This window comes from Bacteroidia bacterium (genome assembly GCA_023228875.1).
GTDB lineage: Bacteria > Bacteroidota > Bacteroidia > NS11-12g > UBA955 > JALOAG01.
Genome location: JALOAG010000001.1, coordinates 183,628 through 201,297, shown reverse-complemented (window position 1 = coordinate 201,297; position 17,670 = coordinate 183,628). Strand labels below are relative to the sequence as shown.

Annotated in this window: 17 protein-coding genes; 3 read left to right on the top strand and 14 right to left on the bottom strand. The window is 36.7% G+C overall.

The genetic code is table 11. From position 1 onward, the window contains the following. Position 1 precedes the first annotated feature (1 nt). The 7 genes from M0R38_00925 to M0R38_00895 all read right to left on the bottom strand — a co-directional run bounded on the left by M0R38_00925 (position 2) and on the right by M0R38_00895 (position 7,027). A complete protein-coding gene (locus M0R38_00925; GenBank protein MCK9480307.1) occupies positions 2 to 1,585 on the bottom strand; it encodes a site-specific DNA-methyltransferase in 1,584 nt (527 codons plus the stop codon). Between the two features lie 8 nt (positions 1,586 to 1,593). Then, positions 1,594 to 4,065 carry an ATP-binding protein gene (locus M0R38_00920; protein ID MCK9480306.1) on the bottom strand — a complete coding sequence of 824 codons (2,472 nt, stop codon included), beginning with the start codon at positions 4,063 to 4,065 and terminating at the stop codon, positions 1,594 to 1,596. 1 nt (position 4,066) lies between these two features. Continuing rightward, a complete protein-coding gene (locus M0R38_00915) occupies positions 4,067 to 5,338 on the bottom strand; it encodes a site-specific DNA-methyltransferase (protein MCK9480305.1) in 1,272 nt (423 codons plus the stop codon). 6 nt (positions 5,339 to 5,344) lie between these two features. After that, the gene (locus M0R38_00910; GenBank protein MCK9480304.1) at positions 5,345 to 5,554 is read right to left on the bottom strand and encodes a helix-turn-helix transcriptional regulator; all 210 of its coding nucleotides are present in this window, start codon (positions 5,552 to 5,554) and stop codon (positions 5,345 to 5,347) included. Between the two features lie 497 nt (positions 5,555 to 6,051). Then, positions 6,052 to 6,234 (bottom strand): DDE-type integrase/transposase/recombinase, encoded by a 183-nt coding sequence (locus M0R38_00905; protein ID MCK9480303.1) that lies wholly within the window; start codon positions 6,232 to 6,234, stop codon positions 6,052 to 6,054. 29 nt (positions 6,235 to 6,263) lie between these two features. Then, the gene (locus M0R38_00900) at positions 6,264 to 6,752 is read right to left on the bottom strand and encodes a hypothetical protein (protein MCK9480302.1); all 489 of its coding nucleotides are present in this window, start codon (positions 6,750 to 6,752) and stop codon (positions 6,264 to 6,266) included. After that, positions 6,749 to 7,027, bottom strand: coding sequence for a hypothetical protein (locus M0R38_00895; protein ID MCK9480301.1), 279 nt, complete (start codon positions 7,025 to 7,027; stop codon positions 6,749 to 6,751). Before M0R38_00895 ends, M0R38_00900 begins: the two co-directional genes overlap by 4 nt. Positions 7,028 to 7,526: 499 nt before the next feature. Here M0R38_00895 and M0R38_00890 point away from each other — a divergent pair, with 499 nt between their 5' ends. Beyond that, the gene (locus tag M0R38_00890) at positions 7,527 to 7,745 is read left to right on the top strand and encodes a hypothetical protein (GenBank protein ID MCK9480300.1); all 219 of its coding nucleotides are present in this window, start codon (positions 7,527 to 7,529) and stop codon (positions 7,743 to 7,745) included. Positions 7,746 to 7,968: 223 nt separating this feature from the next. On the opposite strand, the gene M0R38_00885 is transcribed toward M0R38_00890, so the two are convergent. Beyond that, a complete protein-coding gene (locus M0R38_00885) occupies positions 7,969 to 8,574 on the bottom strand; it encodes a superoxide dismutase (GenBank protein MCK9480299.1) in 606 nt (201 codons plus the stop codon). A gap of 114 nt (positions 8,575 to 8,688) precedes the next feature. Between M0R38_00885 and radC the strand changes: the two genes are divergently transcribed. Next, positions 8,689 to 9,369, top strand: a complete 681-nt coding sequence (gene radC, locus M0R38_00880; protein ID MCK9480298.1) for a DNA repair protein RadC — start codon at positions 8,689 to 8,691, stop codon at positions 9,367 to 9,369. Positions 9,370 to 9,433: 64 nt separating this feature from the next. On the opposite strand, the gene M0R38_00875 is transcribed toward radC, so the two are convergent. Beyond that, entirely contained in the window at positions 9,434 to 12,688 is a 3,255-nt protein-coding gene (locus tag M0R38_00875) for a DUF2723 domain-containing protein (protein ID MCK9480297.1), read from the bottom strand. A gap of 123 nt (positions 12,689 to 12,811) precedes the next feature. On the opposite strand from M0R38_00875, the gene meaB reads away from it, so the two are divergent. Further along, positions 12,812 to 13,729, top strand: coding sequence for a methylmalonyl Co-A mutase-associated GTPase MeaB (meaB, locus tag M0R38_00870; GenBank protein ID MCK9480296.1), 918 nt, complete (start codon positions 12,812 to 12,814; stop codon positions 13,727 to 13,729). 22 nt (positions 13,730 to 13,751) lie between these two features. On the opposite strand, the gene M0R38_00865 is transcribed toward meaB, so the two are convergent. The 5 genes from M0R38_00865 to M0R38_00845 form a co-directional block, all read right to left on the bottom strand. Beyond that, positions 13,752 to 15,056, bottom strand: coding sequence for an ABC transporter permease (locus tag M0R38_00865; GenBank protein MCK9480295.1), 1,305 nt, complete (start codon positions 15,054 to 15,056; stop codon positions 13,752 to 13,754). Further along, complete coding sequence (locus M0R38_00860) at positions 15,053 to 15,964, bottom strand: ATP-binding cassette domain-containing protein (GenBank protein ID MCK9480294.1); 912 nt, start codon at positions 15,962 to 15,964, stop codon at positions 15,053 to 15,055. The genes M0R38_00865 and M0R38_00860 overlap by 4 nt, the downstream gene beginning before the upstream one ends. Positions 15,965 to 16,019: 55 nt before the next feature. Further along, complete coding sequence (locus tag M0R38_00855) at positions 16,020 to 16,535, bottom strand: DUF488 domain-containing protein (GenBank protein ID MCK9480293.1); 516 nt, start codon at positions 16,533 to 16,535, stop codon at positions 16,020 to 16,022. Positions 16,536 to 16,597: 62 nt separating this feature from the next. Further along, the gene (locus M0R38_00850) at positions 16,598 to 17,026 is read right to left on the bottom strand and encodes a lipocalin family protein (protein MCK9480292.1); all 429 of its coding nucleotides are present in this window, start codon (positions 17,024 to 17,026) and stop codon (positions 16,598 to 16,600) included. 163 nt (positions 17,027 to 17,189) lie between these two features. Continuing rightward, entirely contained in the window at positions 17,190 to 17,603 is a 414-nt protein-coding gene (locus M0R38_00845) for a DUF3127 domain-containing protein (GenBank protein ID MCK9480291.1), read from the bottom strand. Positions 17,604 to 17,670 lie beyond the last annotated feature (67 nt).

The window sequence follows — 17,670 nt, the reverse complement described above, 5'->3', positions numbered from 1 at the left end:
TTTAAAATCTTGTTATGTCTCTTGGTATTTTTTTGAAAATAATGTGATGCTTCGTCATGAATGATTTAGTAAGCAAACAATTATCAGCATAAATCACATATTGCTCTGCTTTGGTTTTCATGGTGGCTAAAAAAGCGTGGTCTAAGGTGGTTACTTCGTCTTGCTCGTAGTTGAAGTAATACGCTGTATCATTATGTTTGCCCAAGAAATGTTTATTGTCTTTGTGCTTTGTTTCAGTTAATGGCGTTTTGGTTTCGGTGTAATACACATATTTGCGTATTTTATCAATGCCTACCAATTCGTTTAAATTACCATCTTCTAAAAACATGGGTTGCCCTAATTCGTAAAAGTCAAAACTACCGCCTGTGCCTTCTATTGTTCCACAACCTTTGATAACTCTTTTAACTCTTTCGGCAGTGATTGTTTCGGCTATATCAATAGGTTGCCCTTTCTTATCAGTTTCGTCTACCTGAATGAGTATAAATTTTCTATTACCGTTGTCTTTTGAATTGAGTTGTAGTACTGAATGAGCCGTTGTTCCACTACCTGCAAAACTGTCAAGAATGATTGAGTTTTCATTTGTCACAAGTTGTAGCACATGGTCAATAAGTTTAGTAGGTTTTGGAGTCGAAAATCCCTTTTTGCTATCTAATAAAATTTCCATTTCATCGGCTGCATCTTTATTTGTTGTATCATTAATAATTGAACGAAATACTTTCCCTTCAGGCATTCTTACTTTTCTTACTACAGTATATCCGCCACTTTTATTTTGGATAAAACTTACATTTCCATTTTCTAATTCACTATCAAAAGTAGCTTTTGAAACTTGCCAAGTTCCATCTTTTATGACTGAACCATCTGGACAAACCACATCATAAATTATGGGGTTATTTAAGCCAGGTCTTGACAATGTGTCCCAATAAAATCTGCCGTCATTATCACTTTCCTTGTATCTTTTCAAATAATCACCTTCATAAGCAACTCTCCATTTTTCCTTTTGAAATGATTTATCTTTTACATAGCATAATAAATATTCATGGTCAACAGCTACATAAAATGAGTCATTCCCGCCACCTTTCCGCTTCTGCCAAATCATATTTGAAACTATGTTTGCACCGCCAAAAATTTCATCACAAACCAATTTCAGATTAGCTTGTTCATTGTCGTCTATTGAAATAAAAATTGCTCCATCATCCGCCAATAACTTATGAAGCAATTTTAAACGTGGGTACATCATGCAAAGCCATTTATCATGTCGGCTCAAATCTTCACTTTCTTTGCCAACAACTTGCCCAAGCCACTTTTTAATTTTTGGGTCGTTCACATTGTCATTATATACCCAACTTTCGTTTCCTGTATTGTAAGGCGGGTCTATGTAAATACATTTTATCTTTCCTTCGTATTCAGGAAGAAGAGCTTTTAAGGCTTCCAAGTTGTCGCCATGTATGATTTTGTTTCCGCTTTTGGTTTCTTCGGTGGTTTGTTTGCCATTGTCAAAGCCGTAGGAATGCTCCAATACTTTAAAAGGAACATCCATGTGATGATTGATTACCTTATCTTTTCCTATCCAGTGTAATGTTGGCATGTGTTAGTCTAATCCTGTTTATTCGATGAAAAAGCATTTACATATATATCCCGAAACTCGACAGGAACATCAGTAGCAAAAGCCTGATTAATTGCATTAAGTATTTTATCAGGTGGCACATTTAGATTCACTATATTGTCATGTGATATACTGATATAATTCGGGACAAGTCTTTCAATGCTTTGAACCAATGTTTTTAAACTGTCAACGCTGTGCTTTTTCAATTCTTGATTTCTTTCTCTCAAAGCATAAAGATTTGGTTGTTCTGTATCTGATTTGATATAGCTAAATGCTTCTTCAAGTAACTCTTTTATCGGGCCTCTGGTTACTTGTTTTGATTTTAGGGCTTCAATCCATGCCGTAGTCTCTATAACGGTATGGCAGTTTTCAAAAAAATCTTTCAACTCTTTTAATCCAACCTGTTTCGGACTGGATAACAAAACCAATACCATTAAGTCGCTTGCTTTGATAAGATTTATTTTATGCTTTTTAGCTTCTTTGTTTACTGCTGAATTTGGGTCGCTTGCACCTTCATAATCAATTGCGACAACACAAGCATAGTTTGCTTTATAATCATCTCGATGTCTGTCAACTCCCGAAATATGTGCCGTAGTTGCTTTTATCTTATCTTTTGCAGTGCTCTTGGCATCATATGTAATAGAATAGTTTTCCGGTGAATTTATAGGACCAAGATATGCAACTGCTTTACCATCAGGAGTACCTTTTCCACCTATTGGCGTACATTCATAGCCTAAAGAATTAAAAGCCTGTGCTACTGATTTTTCTAAACCGGAAGAATCTCCGAGTGATGCATTTAATAAAGAAGCAACAAAAGGAGCATTAGGCTTATCGCTGAAAGTAAGTTCACGCAATATTGCATCACGCTTAAACATTATGTCTTTTACTTCATCCTGACTAATGCCACTGTCAAGCAAAAAACATTCTGTTAGAATTTCTGTCAAAGCAATAAGCTGAAATGGCAAAAGTGATTTTACTTCGTCTAAAAAATTGGCAAAGAATGGATGCATTAAATTAATCTTTGCAAAACCTGTCATCATCTCAAATTTTGCAATTGGGTCTTCCGGATTTAAAGTAACCCATTCAACTTTCTGGATAATACCTTTATCGGTGGTTAAATCATTTTCAAGCCGGGTTATTAAATCTGTTTTTTCCTGTGCTGAAAGGTTATTGGGTATGTCTGTCAGCACTAAATCGGTTAATTCTCCCTCAAGAAATTTTTTAGCTACCACTATTAACGGTCTTCTTGACAAGCTTGCAGAAGCATAAGCGATTTTATGTGAAGCTCTGTTTTGCTTTTCTTCTGCTTCTATGGTAGCAAAATACCAATCCTTAGTTTGGCTAAACTTTCTTTTTATATACTCCCGTAAGTCTTCAAGAGCAGATGATGATTTAATTGATTCTCTTGTAGAAGTAATGTAGTCGTCTAATTCATCGGCATTAACAGAAATTCGCACACGATTAAATACCCCGTGAGAAAGGGCTTCCATTCCAATTAGAGGGTCATCTATGTTTATCAACCTATCTCTTACTGTCAGAAAAATACCGTTACTCCTACCTAATTCTTCTGATTTTCCGGTAAGAAGTGAATCTCTATACAGGTCTATTTTTCCAACTACATTTCTAAGATTGGGTAAGTGAACACATGGGTTCTCCTTATATTCTCCTACTTCATAATTGTATTTCGGATTTTTTGCCACGTCATCATCTTCACCAAATACCCACGTTTTCCACGGTGTAATATTTTCTTTGCTTGATTGAATAAGTGAACCATTAAAGCTTAGATTGAAGTTTGGATTTAAAGGCAATGCCGTACTTAATATCCACTTTAATCTTCCATCTTTAATTTCAGATGCCTTTGCTTTTAAATCGGATAGTATTGCAAAAGTCCATGTCTTTTCGCAATTATCATCCCATAGTTTGAAAGTCAATAAATCCTGACTGCCTTTCTTAATCAATGGGGACAATATAGTTTTAACCTCATCTAATGTTAGCTCTTTTTCATCAAGGGATATGGTTTCCGTTGAATCCTTATTGATGGTAGAATAATTCATTGTTACTGCATAATATTTTCCATCAATAGCTTTACAAATCAATGTTAGTTTATTGGTGAGAATGTATGTAGCAAGCTTTCCAATTCCGAATTTTCCAATAGGTAGCCGTTCCAGATTTTCGGCATCTCTCTTGTTTGACGAACCAATTTTCCAAAATTGTTTTAGCCCATCTTTATCCATCGAAGTCCCATTGTCGGCCACCCATAAAATGGAATCAGATAAAGTTTTGTCAAGCGGAACATATACAGATACCTTTGTTGCTCCCGCGTCATAAGAATTACTTACCAATTCTTCAAAAGCCTTGTTCGGGCTTGAATAAAGACCGGCAGAAAAAAGCTCAATAATTTTATAGCTTATTTCAACAGGTATGCTGTCAATTACTGTTCCTACGTTATCTAAAGATGTCATGTTATTTCTTTTTAGCGATTAAAATGTATTCTTCAGGATACACCAATTTGCTGTCTTTATTTTTGAGTTTGGAAAATCTGCCTGATTTTTTATCCCGGATTGTAGGGATAAGCTTATAGGGGATACTTCTCTTAATTATTTCAACCATTTCAAACCCCAAGGAAGTAAGTGTTTCTGCAAAAACTTCTGCTGATTTTACTTTTACATTTTTGAAAGTGGTGTTGCCAATCACTAAACAAACGTGTCCGTTCTTCTTTAAAACACGGTGCATCTCTTTTGCTACTGCCTGCATATCTTTAAAATAGTTGGCAACTTCTTTAGCGGTACGCTTGTCTTTCTTTAGAAGGTCGTTAATAATTTTTTGTGCAAGTTCCGAATCACTTTGGGTTTCTTGGTTCAAAGAATAAAATGTACCGATGAAATTTTTTCTAAATCCTGAAAGGTCGGTAATGTATTCGTACCAATATGCGGTAAGTTGATGTATGTCGGCATACTCATAAGAGGTTACATAAGGCGGTGAGGTAATGATAGCTCCTACCGAGTTTGCCCGGATAGATGTCTTTCTTGCATCTTCCAGTCTTATCTCACACTTGGTTTTTAAATATTTATTTTCAGAAAGCTGTTTATAAAACTCCGCATTCTTTTTTATCATTTGCCTGGTGTGAACCTGAAATGCTGTAAAAGGGTCGGTTGGGTTTTTCTTTGGGTCAACCTGTGGCTTGGTGCTTGATTGCAGCCACTTTGAACAATTTTTTAAAATATGCGACAATGACACAAGCAAAAAGTCTTTTACTGTTCTGTCTCGTGTTGTCAATATTTTGTCATACAAAAAAGCAATTTTTGCTTTGTGTTCTTTGCTAAACCAGTAATCAATACGTTCGTGTACGGCTATGTCTGTATAATCCTTTAGCCTGAATGTATCAAAGCTCTCAACGATTAAGTTGAATCGTCTTTCCAATTTATTTGGCTCAATCGGATTTGTTTTCGCTTTGGTAATGAGTTCGGCAACCGGGTTAATATCTACCCCAATAGATTTTCTTCCGTGAACCTTGGCTTCCACAAGTGTAGTTCCGCACCCGGCAAACAAATCCGCTACCAAGTCGTTTTCTTGTGTATATTCTTCAATTAGCTTTTTAACTAAGTTTGGAAGAAACTTAGCCGGATACCTGTGGTAGCCATGTGTCCATTGTTCAACAGAGCGAACATTTTTGAAACACCAGTCCGGGTTAACAGGTATTTTGTCAAAAGTTATATTTTGTTTTTGATTCTGCATACCTGCTTATTTTTTTGTCGAGTTAATAAGTTCTTTCACATCTATATTCAGCTGTTTGGCTATTTCGATAAAAGTATCCATTGAAGGTTGTGTTTCATTGGTACACCACCGGGAAATGGTCGTTTCGTTTTTGTCGAGCTTTTCAGCAAGCCATTTGTTTGTCTTACCCTGCTCTGCTAAAACTGCTTTTAATCTGTTGATTGCTTTTTTGCTCATATCAATCGGCATTTGGTGCAAATATATCAACTTTTGCCGGTAAATAATCTATTAAGACCACTTTATTGCGGGTCGGAAAAATTGGCTCTTTTGGGGTTTGCAGTGGGTCGGGTTGTGCGGTAGAGCAAACCCCAAATGTGCCAATGCGGGCTGTCTCGTCCTAAAAAAAGTTTACAGGTTACAGGTTAAATCCTATTATTAGTTTACAGTTGTTTTTTAGTCCTGACATTGGTTTACGAATATAGTTTTTTTCAGATAATAATTCTTCCATAATTTCTCTGTTTTTAGTGGGCTTTGTGAATGATGTACTTGATTGGGTGTATGGTTACTGATGCTCATATGAGGTCTGTCGTCATTATAAAGGTTTATTACGCTATCCAATAATTCTCTGGCTTCCTTGATATTATTGACTTCATAAGCATCTAAATATTCTTCTTTGATGATTCCGTTTACTCTTTCTGCAATGGCATTTTACTCATTTTGTTTTTATTGTTTTTTCAATGGTATTCGTGATTCGCTTCGCTTAATTCTAAAGGATCTCCGTTTTCAGTCATACTGATTTGTATGTTGTAATCCTGCAATAGCTTTACATACTCTTTGCTGCAATATTGTATGCCTCTGTCGCTGTGATGCGTGAGTGGCAAATGGCTCTCTGCCCCTCTAAAGGCAGAGAGAGCCATTTGCAGGGCTTGGATACTCTCAATGGCTTCTATGTTTCAGCTACTTGATAACCGACTGTTTTATGAGAATACGCATCAGTAATAAAACTGATATACAAGTGTTCTTGAGGATTAATTTTCCAATAAGTAATATCGCTTACCCAAAGTTGATTGGGTGCTGTCGGGACAAAGCCTTTTATCAGGTTAGGATATTTCCTAAGCCAGTGATAGGAGTTGGTGGTTGTTATTCTACGCTTTCGTTTTCTTATCAATAAATAATTGGCTGCAAGTAGATTAAACAAGGCATCTCTACCTATTTTAATCCCATTTTCAAGCATAAATGGTTGAAGTTTGTCATAGAGCTTTCTCGTTCCTAATCTTGGATGATTTGCCCTTATTTGTCTTACTTGTTGCAGTATTAATTCTTCTTCAATAGTAGTATCTATGGCTTTCCACGAGTTTTGATAATATGCCTGTCGAGTGATACCAAACCAAGAACATAGCTTGGCAAATCCTATATTCTGAAAGTTGTTTTTCATTTCTTCAATGGTTTGGTATTGTACTTTTTTCGGATAGGAATATTAAATTCTTTTTCTGCAATATCAACCATTGTAGAAAATGCAATAGCTTTCATCTCAGCATCTTTGAGCCGGTTTTCTAACTCCGCTATTCTTTTTTTCAACTGAAGCGTTTCAAAGGCTTCGATTACTTTATCTTCCACTTTTACTTTTTTAGCCATAACCATATCAGTATTATTGGCTGTAAAATTAGGCCTTCTGGTTTTAACAGAACTATCGTAACCTAATTCTCGCATCCAACGAAGTAGCTGACCGTGTTCTTATTCCTGTCCGGTATATTTTTCCCAAATCTCTCGTTTAGTACAACCCGATTCAAGTAATTCTCGTAGAATGTGATGTTTCTCCGAATCACTAAAATACTTGTTCGGCTTTTGAATGATGCTTTTTCCAGTTTTTAGTCCTGAAATGACTTTACTTTTTTTGTCCATTTTTACACGTTTTGGTGTAAACCTATTTTAGGACTAGACAATTAAACGGATTTTTGATGTTTTAAAAGGATTTTTAGGTTTACATGGGTGTAAATATCAGTTGTTTTGCAGCTACCGAAGCTAATTTGATGCCTTGTTAAGCCCACTGATTTTTTTATAAACCTAACTATACTCTATACCTTTCCTTCCTCTAATGGCAAACTATTCAAGCCGGCTTTTCTTTATTGGTTTCTGTTTATCTTGAATCTACCGGTGATTGTGTATTGAGCTCAGATGTAATGCAAAATGATGTAATTTTGTATGCACTATGTCAAACACTTTAATGATAACGCTCATACTTGCTATTGCAATTTCTATTCTTGCGGCAGCAGGAATCGGCATTAGAGCCATTTTAATAAAGGGTGGTGAAGTGCGTAAAAGTTGTTCTTCTGCCAATCCATTGCTCAATGATGGAGAAGGAACTTGCAGTTTCTGTGGCAGTGCACCAGGCGAAACTTGCGGAAAAGACAATCCTGAAAAAAAATAACCCTCAGATATCAAAGGCAAATGCCTATTTTCCTTTCATTACAAAAGAAACGAATTACATTTATACAATTTATTATCTGTCTCAATTGATTTTAGATGAAGTCCCACATCATGGCTTCATTCTAAGGGCATATTTTAAGTGTTGATTGATGTTACACACAACAAAAAAGCCTCTTGGAACTTTCCGAGAGGCTTTTTGTATTATAAACAAAAACACACATTATTTAAAGTGCAGCTTCGTATCGTTTGCTTACTTCTGCCCAATTAATAACATTAAAAAATGCACTTACATAATCAGGTCTGCGGTTTTGGTAGTTAAGATAATATGCATGTTCCCAAACATCAAGACCCAAAATTGGAGTTCCTTTACATTCAGCGATATCCATCAATGGGTTATCTTGATTAGGAGTAGAGCAAACTGCTAATTTGCCACCGGACACACAAAGCCAGGCCCAACCGGAGCCAAAGCGTGTTGCAGCAGCTTTGCTAAATGCTTCTTTGAAAGCATCAAAACCGCCAAGATCATTGTTTATAGCCTCAGCCAGTTTTCCTGTTGGTTGCCCGCCTCCATTGGGGGTCATAATTTTCCAGAATAAATCATGGTTATAGTGTCCACCGCCATTGTTTCTAACAGCAGCACTGTATTTGCTCACATTTGCCAAAATTTGTTCAATTGTTTTTGATTCTGCATCAGTGCCTGCAATGGCAGCATTGAGGTTGTTTACATAAGCAGCATGATGTTTGTCATGGTGAATTTCCATTGTACGTGCATCAATATGTGGTTCTAGTGCGTTAAACGCGTAAGGTAGTTTTGTTAATTCGAATGCCATAATAATTGATTTTTAATTTTTTAAACTCCACAAACTTACAACTTACTTTCATATCATGTCAGATTATCTTTATCAATCACTTTTTAGATTCGACATATTGATTATTTTTGAAAAATGACAACAATCAAACACTGGGCAGATGATGACAAACCCAGAGAAAAATTTGAGCGCAGCGGAAAGAACACTCTGAGTAATGCTGAATTGATTGCGATACTTATCAGGACAGGCTCTCGGAAAAAAAATGCAGTGGAGATCGGACGCAAAGTACTCAGTCTTGTGAATGACGATTTGAATGCATTGGCAAAGTTGTCTATCAAAGATTTACAAAAGACCGAAGGAATAGGTTTTGTCAAAGCTATAACCATCTTGTCTGCACTCGAATTGGGCGGCAGGCGCGAAGCTGCAGAGGTAAAACAAAAAGCAAAAATCACATGCAGCAAAGACATTTATACATATCTAAAAAACAAAGTTGAGGATTTAAGTTATGAAGAATTCTGGATTATCACCCTCAATCGAGCAAACAAAGTAATCAGCGAAATTCGCATTGGAGAGGGAGGATTTTCAGCCACAGTTGCTGACCCTAAAAAGATATTAAGGAAAGCGTTGGAAGACAATGCGTCCGGTTTAATACTATGTCATAATCACCCTTCGGGAAATCTTACTCCCAGCCAACAAGACATTGCTTTAACACAGAAAATTAAACAAGCATGTATATTCTTAGAAATTACTTTATTAGACCACATTATTATTGGTCACAAGCATTATTACAGCTTTGCTGATGAGGGAGCGCTTTAGATTCTTTATCAAATAAAGCAGGCTGTCTTTGAAGACAGCCTGCTTTGTATCAAAAAAATTCGCTTTAATTAGTAAGACCGAGTCGTTTTGCCAACTCACGATATTGAGCACTTTCTGCATCAATCTTATTCTTCATATCCTCCATACCCCATTTCTCAAATGCTTGCTTTGCAAGGTCAATAAACTGAATAGCCTCAGCATAAATACTCATGGCATAAGGCGTAAACTGTGTTCTTCCTTCAAATTGATGGAGGTACTTAACCATGCTCAGGTTACGATTATATAACTCGGTCATGTGGTGCACTCCTTTTTCTTTTTCATCTATATCATAATAGGTAAGAGCAGCATAGTACTTTGTTTGACTGCGCATTTGCAATACTGATTCAGGGATTACATCAAACACCTTATCCAATAACTTAGCCGCCCACTCTTTATTGCGATTCACTCTGGTTGTCAGCCATTCTTGTCTTCCTTCAGGAATTGCAGGCATTCCTTCAACCGGGTTTTCAAGCATTCCCAACTCAGTTCTGTAATTTCTGTTCTTTTGTTCCAAATCACTTGCAAACTGAACAAACACATTTTGAAGATTTTGAGGAACCAAAATGGACTTCTCATCCATAAAGAAGTTCTTCTTTTCTTTCATATTAAACCATTTGAATTTCTCCATCAGGTTCTTATATAAAATTTCTTCTGCGAGTCTTGTAGGAGTTCCACTTTGAGGACGGTTTTCTATAGGCACAAGTCTGTATGCCAATCCTTCCAATTGGAAATATTTTTCTAATCCATAATATGCTCCTCTGCCTGTTGTGGTAGTGAAGTATATCGGGCGTTTCCATCCAGTTTTGGCATTGTTTGAAATCAAATCAAAGAAAACCATATCCCCTTTGTGCATATATTGTCTGTTAAACGAAAAGCGAAGTTCTTCGACAATATTTCCTGTATCTTCCATAGGTACGACATTGCTTTCTATCACAGCTTGTTTATCTACCTTAATAGAGAAATTTTGAACCGGCAAATAGTTGATATTATTACCTTTTTGATCGGTTACTCTTTGTTCAGGGTCGCGGATGAAACGCATTACATCACTCAAAGGATAGAACTTTTCTTGGTCATAATTTCCCGGATAGTATCTCACAAACTCATTATTTCCGGCTCTCAAATCTTCTCTTGAGAAAGTCAAAGGCAATGAATCAGACTGATACACTTTATCAAGCAAGATTGAGGAATACCAGTCGGTTGGCAGTAAACTCATGTTGATAATACGGATATCAGTTCTTACACCTTCCACATTTTGAGCATACCACAAAGGATAAGTATCGTTATCTCCATTAGTAAACAGAATCGCATTGGGGGCACAAGACTCTAAATAATCAATTGCGAAATCAATACCCAACCTTCTTCCTGAACGGTCATGGTCATTCCAACCTTGTGCACCCATTAATACCGGTGCAGCCAATATTGAAACGCTTGAAGCGGTTATAGCAGCCATTCTGCCGTTACTGATATACTTTTTAAGCAATTGATATAACATTAGTACACCCAAACCAATCCAAATACAAAATACCTGGAAGGAACCAACAACCGCATAATCTCTTTCTCGTGGCTCATAAGGAGGCATATTTAAAAATACAATAATCAATATGCCTGTATATAGGAAGAAAATCAGGTTAACAATAAAATCATTTTTGCTGTTTTTGTATTGAAAAACAGCTCCGAGAATACCTAATATCAAAGGCAAGAAGAAGAATTTGTTTTTGGCAAAATTTGATTGCATCGCCTCCGGCATATTGCTTTGAGGACCTAATCTCATATTGTCAATGAATGAAATACCGCTAATCCAGTTTCCATCTAATTCTTTATTGAAATAATGTCCTTGCTGGTCATTCTGTCTTCCAACAAAATTCCACATAAAGTATCTGAAATACATATAACCAAGCTGATAGTTCATAAAGAAAGATAAGTCATTAGAAAAAGAGGGTTTCAACTTTTCATATTGAGCCAAGTCATTTCTTAACTGCTCAGCTTGTTTAGGGTCTTGGGTCGAATTGAGTTGTTGTGTTAATTGGTCAATTCTGTTTTGCACATCTGCCATTCCACCCCAAAGTCTATATCCTTGCGCGCTACCATCTTTTTGCATATCGCCCATCCTTGGGAAGAAAGTCTGCATGTTTTTTTCATACTTGTAATCTTGCTTATTTCCCACCTTGATATAGTTCTTATCTCCCTTTGCCCAAATAGCAGCACCTTGTTCCACATCAATTACATCCGCATTAAAATAAGGACCATACAACAGTGGTCTGTCTCCGTATTGCTCACGATTAATATAACTCAATAAGTTAAAAGGATCTGCCGGATTGTTCATATCAATAGGAGGATTCTGGCTTGAACGAATGACTACCATAGCATAGCTGGAATATCCAAGCAAGATGTAAGCAATAGTTACAAAAGCAAAATTCCAATGTCTTTTGCCTTTTTTAGCAGAGATAATAATACCGGCAATTACTACAGCTACAATGAGTAAAATCGCAACCACACTACCGGTTTGAAATCCAAAGCCTAAGGTATTTACAAATAATAAATCAAACAAAGACATTAATTTGGGGATACCCGGAATCATCAAATTTTGGATAAAAGTCAAAATCAAAAATCCGATAACAAAAGCAATAATACCGCCTTTCCATGTAGGGTTTTCTGTCTTTTTGAAGTAATAAATAAAGGCAACAGCAGGAATAACAAGTAAGCTAAGTAAGTGGGTACCTATAGACAATCCGATAAGTAATCCAATCAAAACCAACCATTTATCAGCATGTTTGCTGGTACTGCTTTCCCATTTGAGTGCCGCCCAAAATGTAACCATAGTAAAGCAAGATGACAAAGCGTACACTTCGGCTTCAACCGCAGAGAACCAAAAAGAATCCATGAAAGTCATGGCGAGTGAACCAACAAATCCGGCACCAAAAATCAAGACTAACTTCTCTGTTGTCAACTCAGAGCCATCTTGGGTTAGGAGTTTCTTTGCATAATAGGTAACAATCCAAAAAGTAAATAAAACCGCAATGGCTGATGCAATAGTGCTCATGGTGTTAACCCAATAACCAACATCGGCAGGACTTGGTGCAAACATGGAGAATATCCTTCCTAACATTAAGAAGAAAGGAGCTCCGGGTGGGTGAACTACCATCAGTTTGTATGAAGCAGCAATAAACTCTCCGCAATCCCACAAACTAACTGACTGTTCAATAGTAAGCTGATAAGTAATCAGTGCAATAAGTCCGGCAATTGCGCCAAACAAGTTATTATAAAATTTGTAGCCTCGCATAATCTATTTTCACTCAGTAAAGGCAGCGAAAATAAAGATTTTTTATAATGTTAAAGGATTATTTCAGATTGCCACCTACATTATCTTTCAAACCGCTCCTTTTATGACTATTTTTGCCACGCAATGAGCAAGGACAATCAAGACTTTGACAACCTGTTTCAATCCATGCAGAACGGCAATATTCGTGCGCTTGCCAAACTTCTTACTGCGATTGAAAACGAACATCAGGGAATTGAGACGGTTTTGGAAAAACTAAAACCCAATGCTCACATTCCTGTCATTGGAATTACAGGTCCACCCGGTGCCGGAAAAAGCTCTTTAATCAACTGCTTAGCAGAATACTGGGCTAAAACATTGAATTTAAAAGTCGCTATCTTGGCAATAGACCCCTCATCACCCTTCAATTTAGGCGCATTGTTGGGAGACAGGTTGCGCATGAGTGGTTTATTTACTAACAAAAATATCTTTATCCGCTCTTTTGCATCGCGGGGTGCATTGGGAGGATTGGCAAGTCGGATTGTCGAAGCCACAGATTTAATGCGCAATGCCAATATTGACAGGATTATTATAGAAACAGTGGGAGTCGGGCAAAGTGAAATAGAAATTGCGGGCTTAGCCGATACAACTGTTCTTGTCTTAGTTCCCGAAGCCGGTGATGATATTCAAGCCATTAAATCCGGTATCATGGAAATTGCAGATATTTTTGTAGTGAATAAAGCTGATAGAGAAGGTGCTGCCAAGTTTCATGTGTTCCTTCAAAATTCTCTTAATCACAGAAAAACATCAGATTGGAATCCTCCTATCATCGAAACCATTTCTACACAAAACATTGGTATAGAACAACTATCCATAGCCATTGACAAACATATTGTTTCACAAAAAACAAAAGAAAAACAGGCAACCTTGCTTGCCGAAAGGGCTTGGAAATTAATCGCGGAGAAAAGAATGAAAGATGTTTCCAGAGCCGGATTAGAAAATGAAATTACTTCGCAACTACAAAAAGGCGATTTTAACCTGTATGCACTGTTAAAGAAGTATTAACCGCTTTGCAAACAATCTGTAATTAACCTTTTAAAAACCACTTTAGCAAGGTTTTATATCCCACCTTAGCCCCCTGTGAAAGAATGCCTACTTTAAATACTCTACCGGCAGCCCAAAGCATAAAAAAGGTCGTCAGTACCAATAAAACCATAGACAACAGCAATTCCCACCAAGAAACATCAAATGCAATGCGTGTCATCATCGAAATAGGTGATGTAAAAGGTATGATAGACAGCCAAAAACTCACCGCTCCGGTTGGGTTCTGAAGAATGAATCCCATAGAACCAATGATTGAAATCAGCATGGGAATGGTAATTGGCAGAACAAATTGTTGTGCTTCTTGCGGTGTATCCACTGCCGAACCTACAGTAGCAAACATTGCCCCATAAAGCAAAAAACCAAAAAGAAAATAAAACAGAAACAAAAGCATAATTTTCATGTACGGCACTTCAAACAACACTTGCATCCAATCTGTTGAATTCGCCATTCCGGACACGTCCACTTGTTGCAATGATTGTTCTTGCCCCAAATTCTGCGCATCCATTATTTGGGGTAAATAGGACATAAATGCCATTGAAAAGACCACAAATAACAACACCCAAAGAATAAACTGAAAAAGACCAACCGAAGCAATGCCAAAAACCTTCCCCATCATCAATTGTATAGGTTTGACAATAGACACAATAATTTCGATCACTTTACTAGCCTTCTCTTCAATTACAGACTGCATCACTTGTGAGCCATAAATCAATACAAACATATAAATCAACATGCTAAGCGCATATCCAATCCCAAAAGAGAGCGTAGAACTAGATAATTTTTCATCACCCTTTTCTGTCAGTTTGATTTCATTGAGTTTGACATTTGGTTGAAGCAATGCTAAAACAGCACTATCAATTTGATACTGTTTAATTTTTCCCTCCCGAACTTGACCTTCAATAATAGCCTTGATAGCAGAGGATTCAACTAGGCTCAAATTTGTTTTTGAAAACAGCGTAACTCCTGTTTTGGATTCTGCACCCTCTTGAGGGATATAGAGAAAGGCAAAATAATCGGAAGCAGCAAAATGAGCTTTGGCTGCTCCAAACTCTTCATAAGTCTTTTCGAAATTATATCCCTCAGAATTAGTAAAAACAAAGTGTTCGCTTTTGTCTAATACCAATACCTGCTTAGGTTGCGAATCTTTCTTTTCTTTCGAATTTAAATAGCCAATTAGCAATAAAAATGCAGGCATGATAAAAGGTAATAACAACGTTGAAACAATGAAAGACTTCTTCTTTACCCTGCTAATAAATTCTTTTTTTAAAATGATAAATACTTGTCTCATATTGTTTCTTTTACTGAACGAATGAATATTTGATTCATACTTGGAATTTGCTCTTTAAACTCCATTAACTCTACTTGTGCCACCAATTGTTGAATTAACTCTTTGTTACTCACACCGGATTGGGCTTTGATTGTAGCAATATTTACACTTTCATCCTGTTGCAAATCCAGCATTTCAAAACTGTTGTTTGCTTGTAATTCTCCACGAAAATTAACCGTAAATACATGCTCTCTATACTGCTGTTTGATTTCGATAGTTTTTCCCTGCAAAACAACTTTTGATTGATTGATGAGTACAATGTGTTCACAGAGTTCCTCGACTGACTCCATTCTGTGTGTAGAAAGGATTACAGACGCTCCTTTGTTTTTCAATTTTATTATTTCATTCTTAATTAAATCAGCATTAAGCGGGTCAAAACCTGAAAAAGGTTCATCCAGAATAATTAAATCCGGCTCATGGAGTATGGTGGACACAAATTGCACCTTTTGTTGCATGCCCTTTGAAAGATCTTCCACTTTTTTATCCCACCAGTCTTTTGCTTCAAAATCTTTGAGTTTTTCTTTAGCCTTACGTTTGGCTTCTTCCGGTCGCAAACCTCGCAATTGTGCAAAATACAGTAACTGCTCCCCCACTTTCATTTTTTTATATAAACCACGCTCTTCAGGCAAATACCCTATGTTGAGCACATGCTTCTCTGCAAGAGGCTGATTATGAATAAAAATCTGCCCTTCATCCGGCATCAAAATTCTATTTACAATTCTGATAAAAGTGCTTTTGCCTGCTCCATTCGGACCCATTAATCCAAAAATTGTACCCGCAGGAACTTGAATGTCAACCTTGTTGAGTGCAGTAAAATTACCATATCTCTTCGTAATGCCTCTTGCATCCAAAACAAACTCATTCGCCATATTGAAAATTTAGAATTGCAATATTAATAAAGATTAGGATGCGCTTAGATACTACTTAATCACAATAGAACACGGAGTTTCCCTCCACTCTTGCAGGTTGGGTAAAAGTATGTTGTTGCACTTTGTTTTTATTCATAATATGCAGTACTTCCCATCCTTTTGCTTTTAAATAATCAGACACCATTGAGCGGTGGCAACGCCACCAAACTGCCTCAGCACACATGATAGCCACTTTTGACTTAGAGGCAATCTCTTCTAGTTCCTGAATTCCATTGACAAACTCCGGAGTTTCCATATAGTCAGCATAACCTCTAAAAGCTTTATGATGCCAACGGGTATTATGCGAGTCCTTTTTGACTTTTCTTCGTCCACCTAATGCGGACAAATGCAAATATGCAATACCATGTTGAGGTAATACAACTTCCAAATTTTCCTTGTCAAACCATGGAAATTTCCTAGAGCCGGGAAGACTTCTAATATCAACTAAAGTTTCAATACCAACAGATTGTAACATAATAAATAACTCATCTATGCTATGTGTAGAATGACCCACTGTATAGATAGTTCGCATAGTACAAAAATAAAAATGGCGACCTGAAAGATCGCCATTGAATTGTTCAACTGAAGGAAATACTACTTGGATTTAAACTCCCAACGATATTTATCGCTATCGTCAACTTCCTCTGCAAAGAACTCACTATTAGTCAAGCGTAGGATAGTCAATGTTGTTGTTTCCTTGTCTCTTGTATCAGTGAAAATTACTTTGTCTTTTCCTGAATTAAACTCCCAAGTACTTTCATCTCTTTGAGTGCCATAAAACATTTCAGCAGTTCCATCTTTCTCAATATTAAGTTCAACCGTACCCATCAATTGCAGAAATTCACTGGTAATATCTTTCCCATTATAAATGACTTTATCCAATTTCCATTCACCGGCTAAGCGCGCTTTTTTGGAACGCAAACTCATTGAAGGACCTTCTTCATATTTTTTACATGAAGTAAAGTTAACTGCAACAAACATTAAAGTTGCTGCAAACAGTTGTGTAAAATAAAATTTTTTCATAGTATGTATTTTTTTAATTTATAATGCAATTGTAGCATAAGGTACTTTATGGACAACTAATTTATTTTCAGTGTCAACAGAACTATTTCTTTATATTTCCCAATACAACAAAAAAGGGAGCTTTAATGCTCCCTATTATTGAAAATAAGATTAAATAAATGTCTTAGAAAGGCAGGTCATCTTCCTGACTTTGTTCACTATCACCAAATGGATTTGCATTTTGGCTTGGTGTTGCATCAAAAGGAGAGTTTGTATTTGCCGGTGTGGAATTGGTTGTGGTGTTTGTTGCAGCAGGAGCTACATTCTGTCCACTTGCTCTGTCAATTTTCCATGCCCTGATATCGGTGTACCATCTTTCATTATACTCTCTTGATTCTATATCTATTTGAGCTTTAATTTCTTGACCTAATCCAATTGACTGAACATCTTGTGCTTTCTCGTTCCATGCTGACAATGCAACTTTTTTAGGATAAGTGCCCGGTATTTCAATGACAAACTCTTGTTTTCTCCATTCGCCATTTTTTCCTGTACCTGTCTGCATAGGAAGTATTTTGATGATTTTACCTGTTAATTCCATACTTGTTTTGTGCTATTTATAACGTCTTGCAAAAGTAGGCAAATGTGATGATTTTACCATAGTTAGA

Bases quoted from the DNA above. Each gene is read 5' to 3' on its own strand.
- M0R38_00925 (MCK9480307.1), bottom strand. From the start codon at position 1,585: ATGCCAACATTACACTGGATAGGAAAAGATAAGGTAATCAATCATCAC.
- M0R38_00920 (MCK9480306.1), bottom strand. From the start codon at position 4,065: ATGACATCTTTAGATAACGTAGGAACAGTAATTGACAGCATACCTGTT.
- M0R38_00915 (MCK9480305.1), bottom strand. From the start codon at position 5,338: ATGCAGAATCAAAAACAAAATATAACTTTTGACAAAATACCTGTTAAC.
- M0R38_00910 (MCK9480304.1), bottom strand. From the start codon at position 5,554: ATGAGCAAAAAAGCAATCAACAGATTAAAAGCAGTTTTAGCAGAGCAG.
- M0R38_00905 (MCK9480303.1), bottom strand. From the start codon at position 6,234: ATGGCTCTCTCTGCCTTTAGAGGGGCAGAGAGCCATTTGCCACTCACG.
- M0R38_00900 (MCK9480302.1), bottom strand. From the start codon at position 6,752: ATGAAAAACAACTTTCAGAATATAGGATTTGCCAAGCTATGTTCTTGG.
- M0R38_00895 (MCK9480301.1), bottom strand. From the start codon at position 7,027: ATGCGAGAATTAGGTTACGATAGTTCTGTTAAAACCAGAAGGCCTAAT.
- M0R38_00890 (MCK9480300.1), top strand. From the start codon at position 7,527: ATGTCAAACACTTTAATGATAACGCTCATACTTGCTATTGCAATTTCT.
- M0R38_00885 (MCK9480299.1), bottom strand. From the start codon at position 8,574: ATGGCATTCGAATTAACAAAACTACCTTACGCGTTTAACGCACTAGAA.
- radC (MCK9480298.1), top strand. From the start codon at position 8,689: ATGACAACAATCAAACACTGGGCAGATGATGACAAACCCAGAGAAAAA.
- M0R38_00875 (MCK9480297.1), bottom strand. From the start codon at position 12,688: ATGCGAGGCTACAAATTTTATAATAACTTGTTTGGCGCAATTGCCGGA.
- meaB (MCK9480296.1), top strand. From the start codon at position 12,812: ATGAGCAAGGACAATCAAGACTTTGACAACCTGTTTCAATCCATGCAG.
- M0R38_00865 (MCK9480295.1), bottom strand. From the start codon at position 15,056: ATGAGACAAGTATTTATCATTTTAAAAAAAGAATTTATTAGCAGGGTA.
- M0R38_00860 (MCK9480294.1), bottom strand. From the start codon at position 15,964: ATGGCGAATGAGTTTGTTTTGGATGCAAGAGGCATTACGAAGAGATAT.
- M0R38_00855 (MCK9480293.1), bottom strand. From the start codon at position 16,535: ATGCGAACTATCTATACAGTGGGTCATTCTACACATAGCATAGATGAG.
- M0R38_00850 (MCK9480292.1), bottom strand. From the start codon at position 17,026: ATGAAAAAATTTTATTTTACACAACTGTTTGCAGCAACTTTAATGTTT.
- M0R38_00845 (MCK9480291.1), bottom strand. From the start codon at position 17,603: ATGGAATTAACAGGTAAAATCATCAAAATACTTCCTATGCAGACAGGT.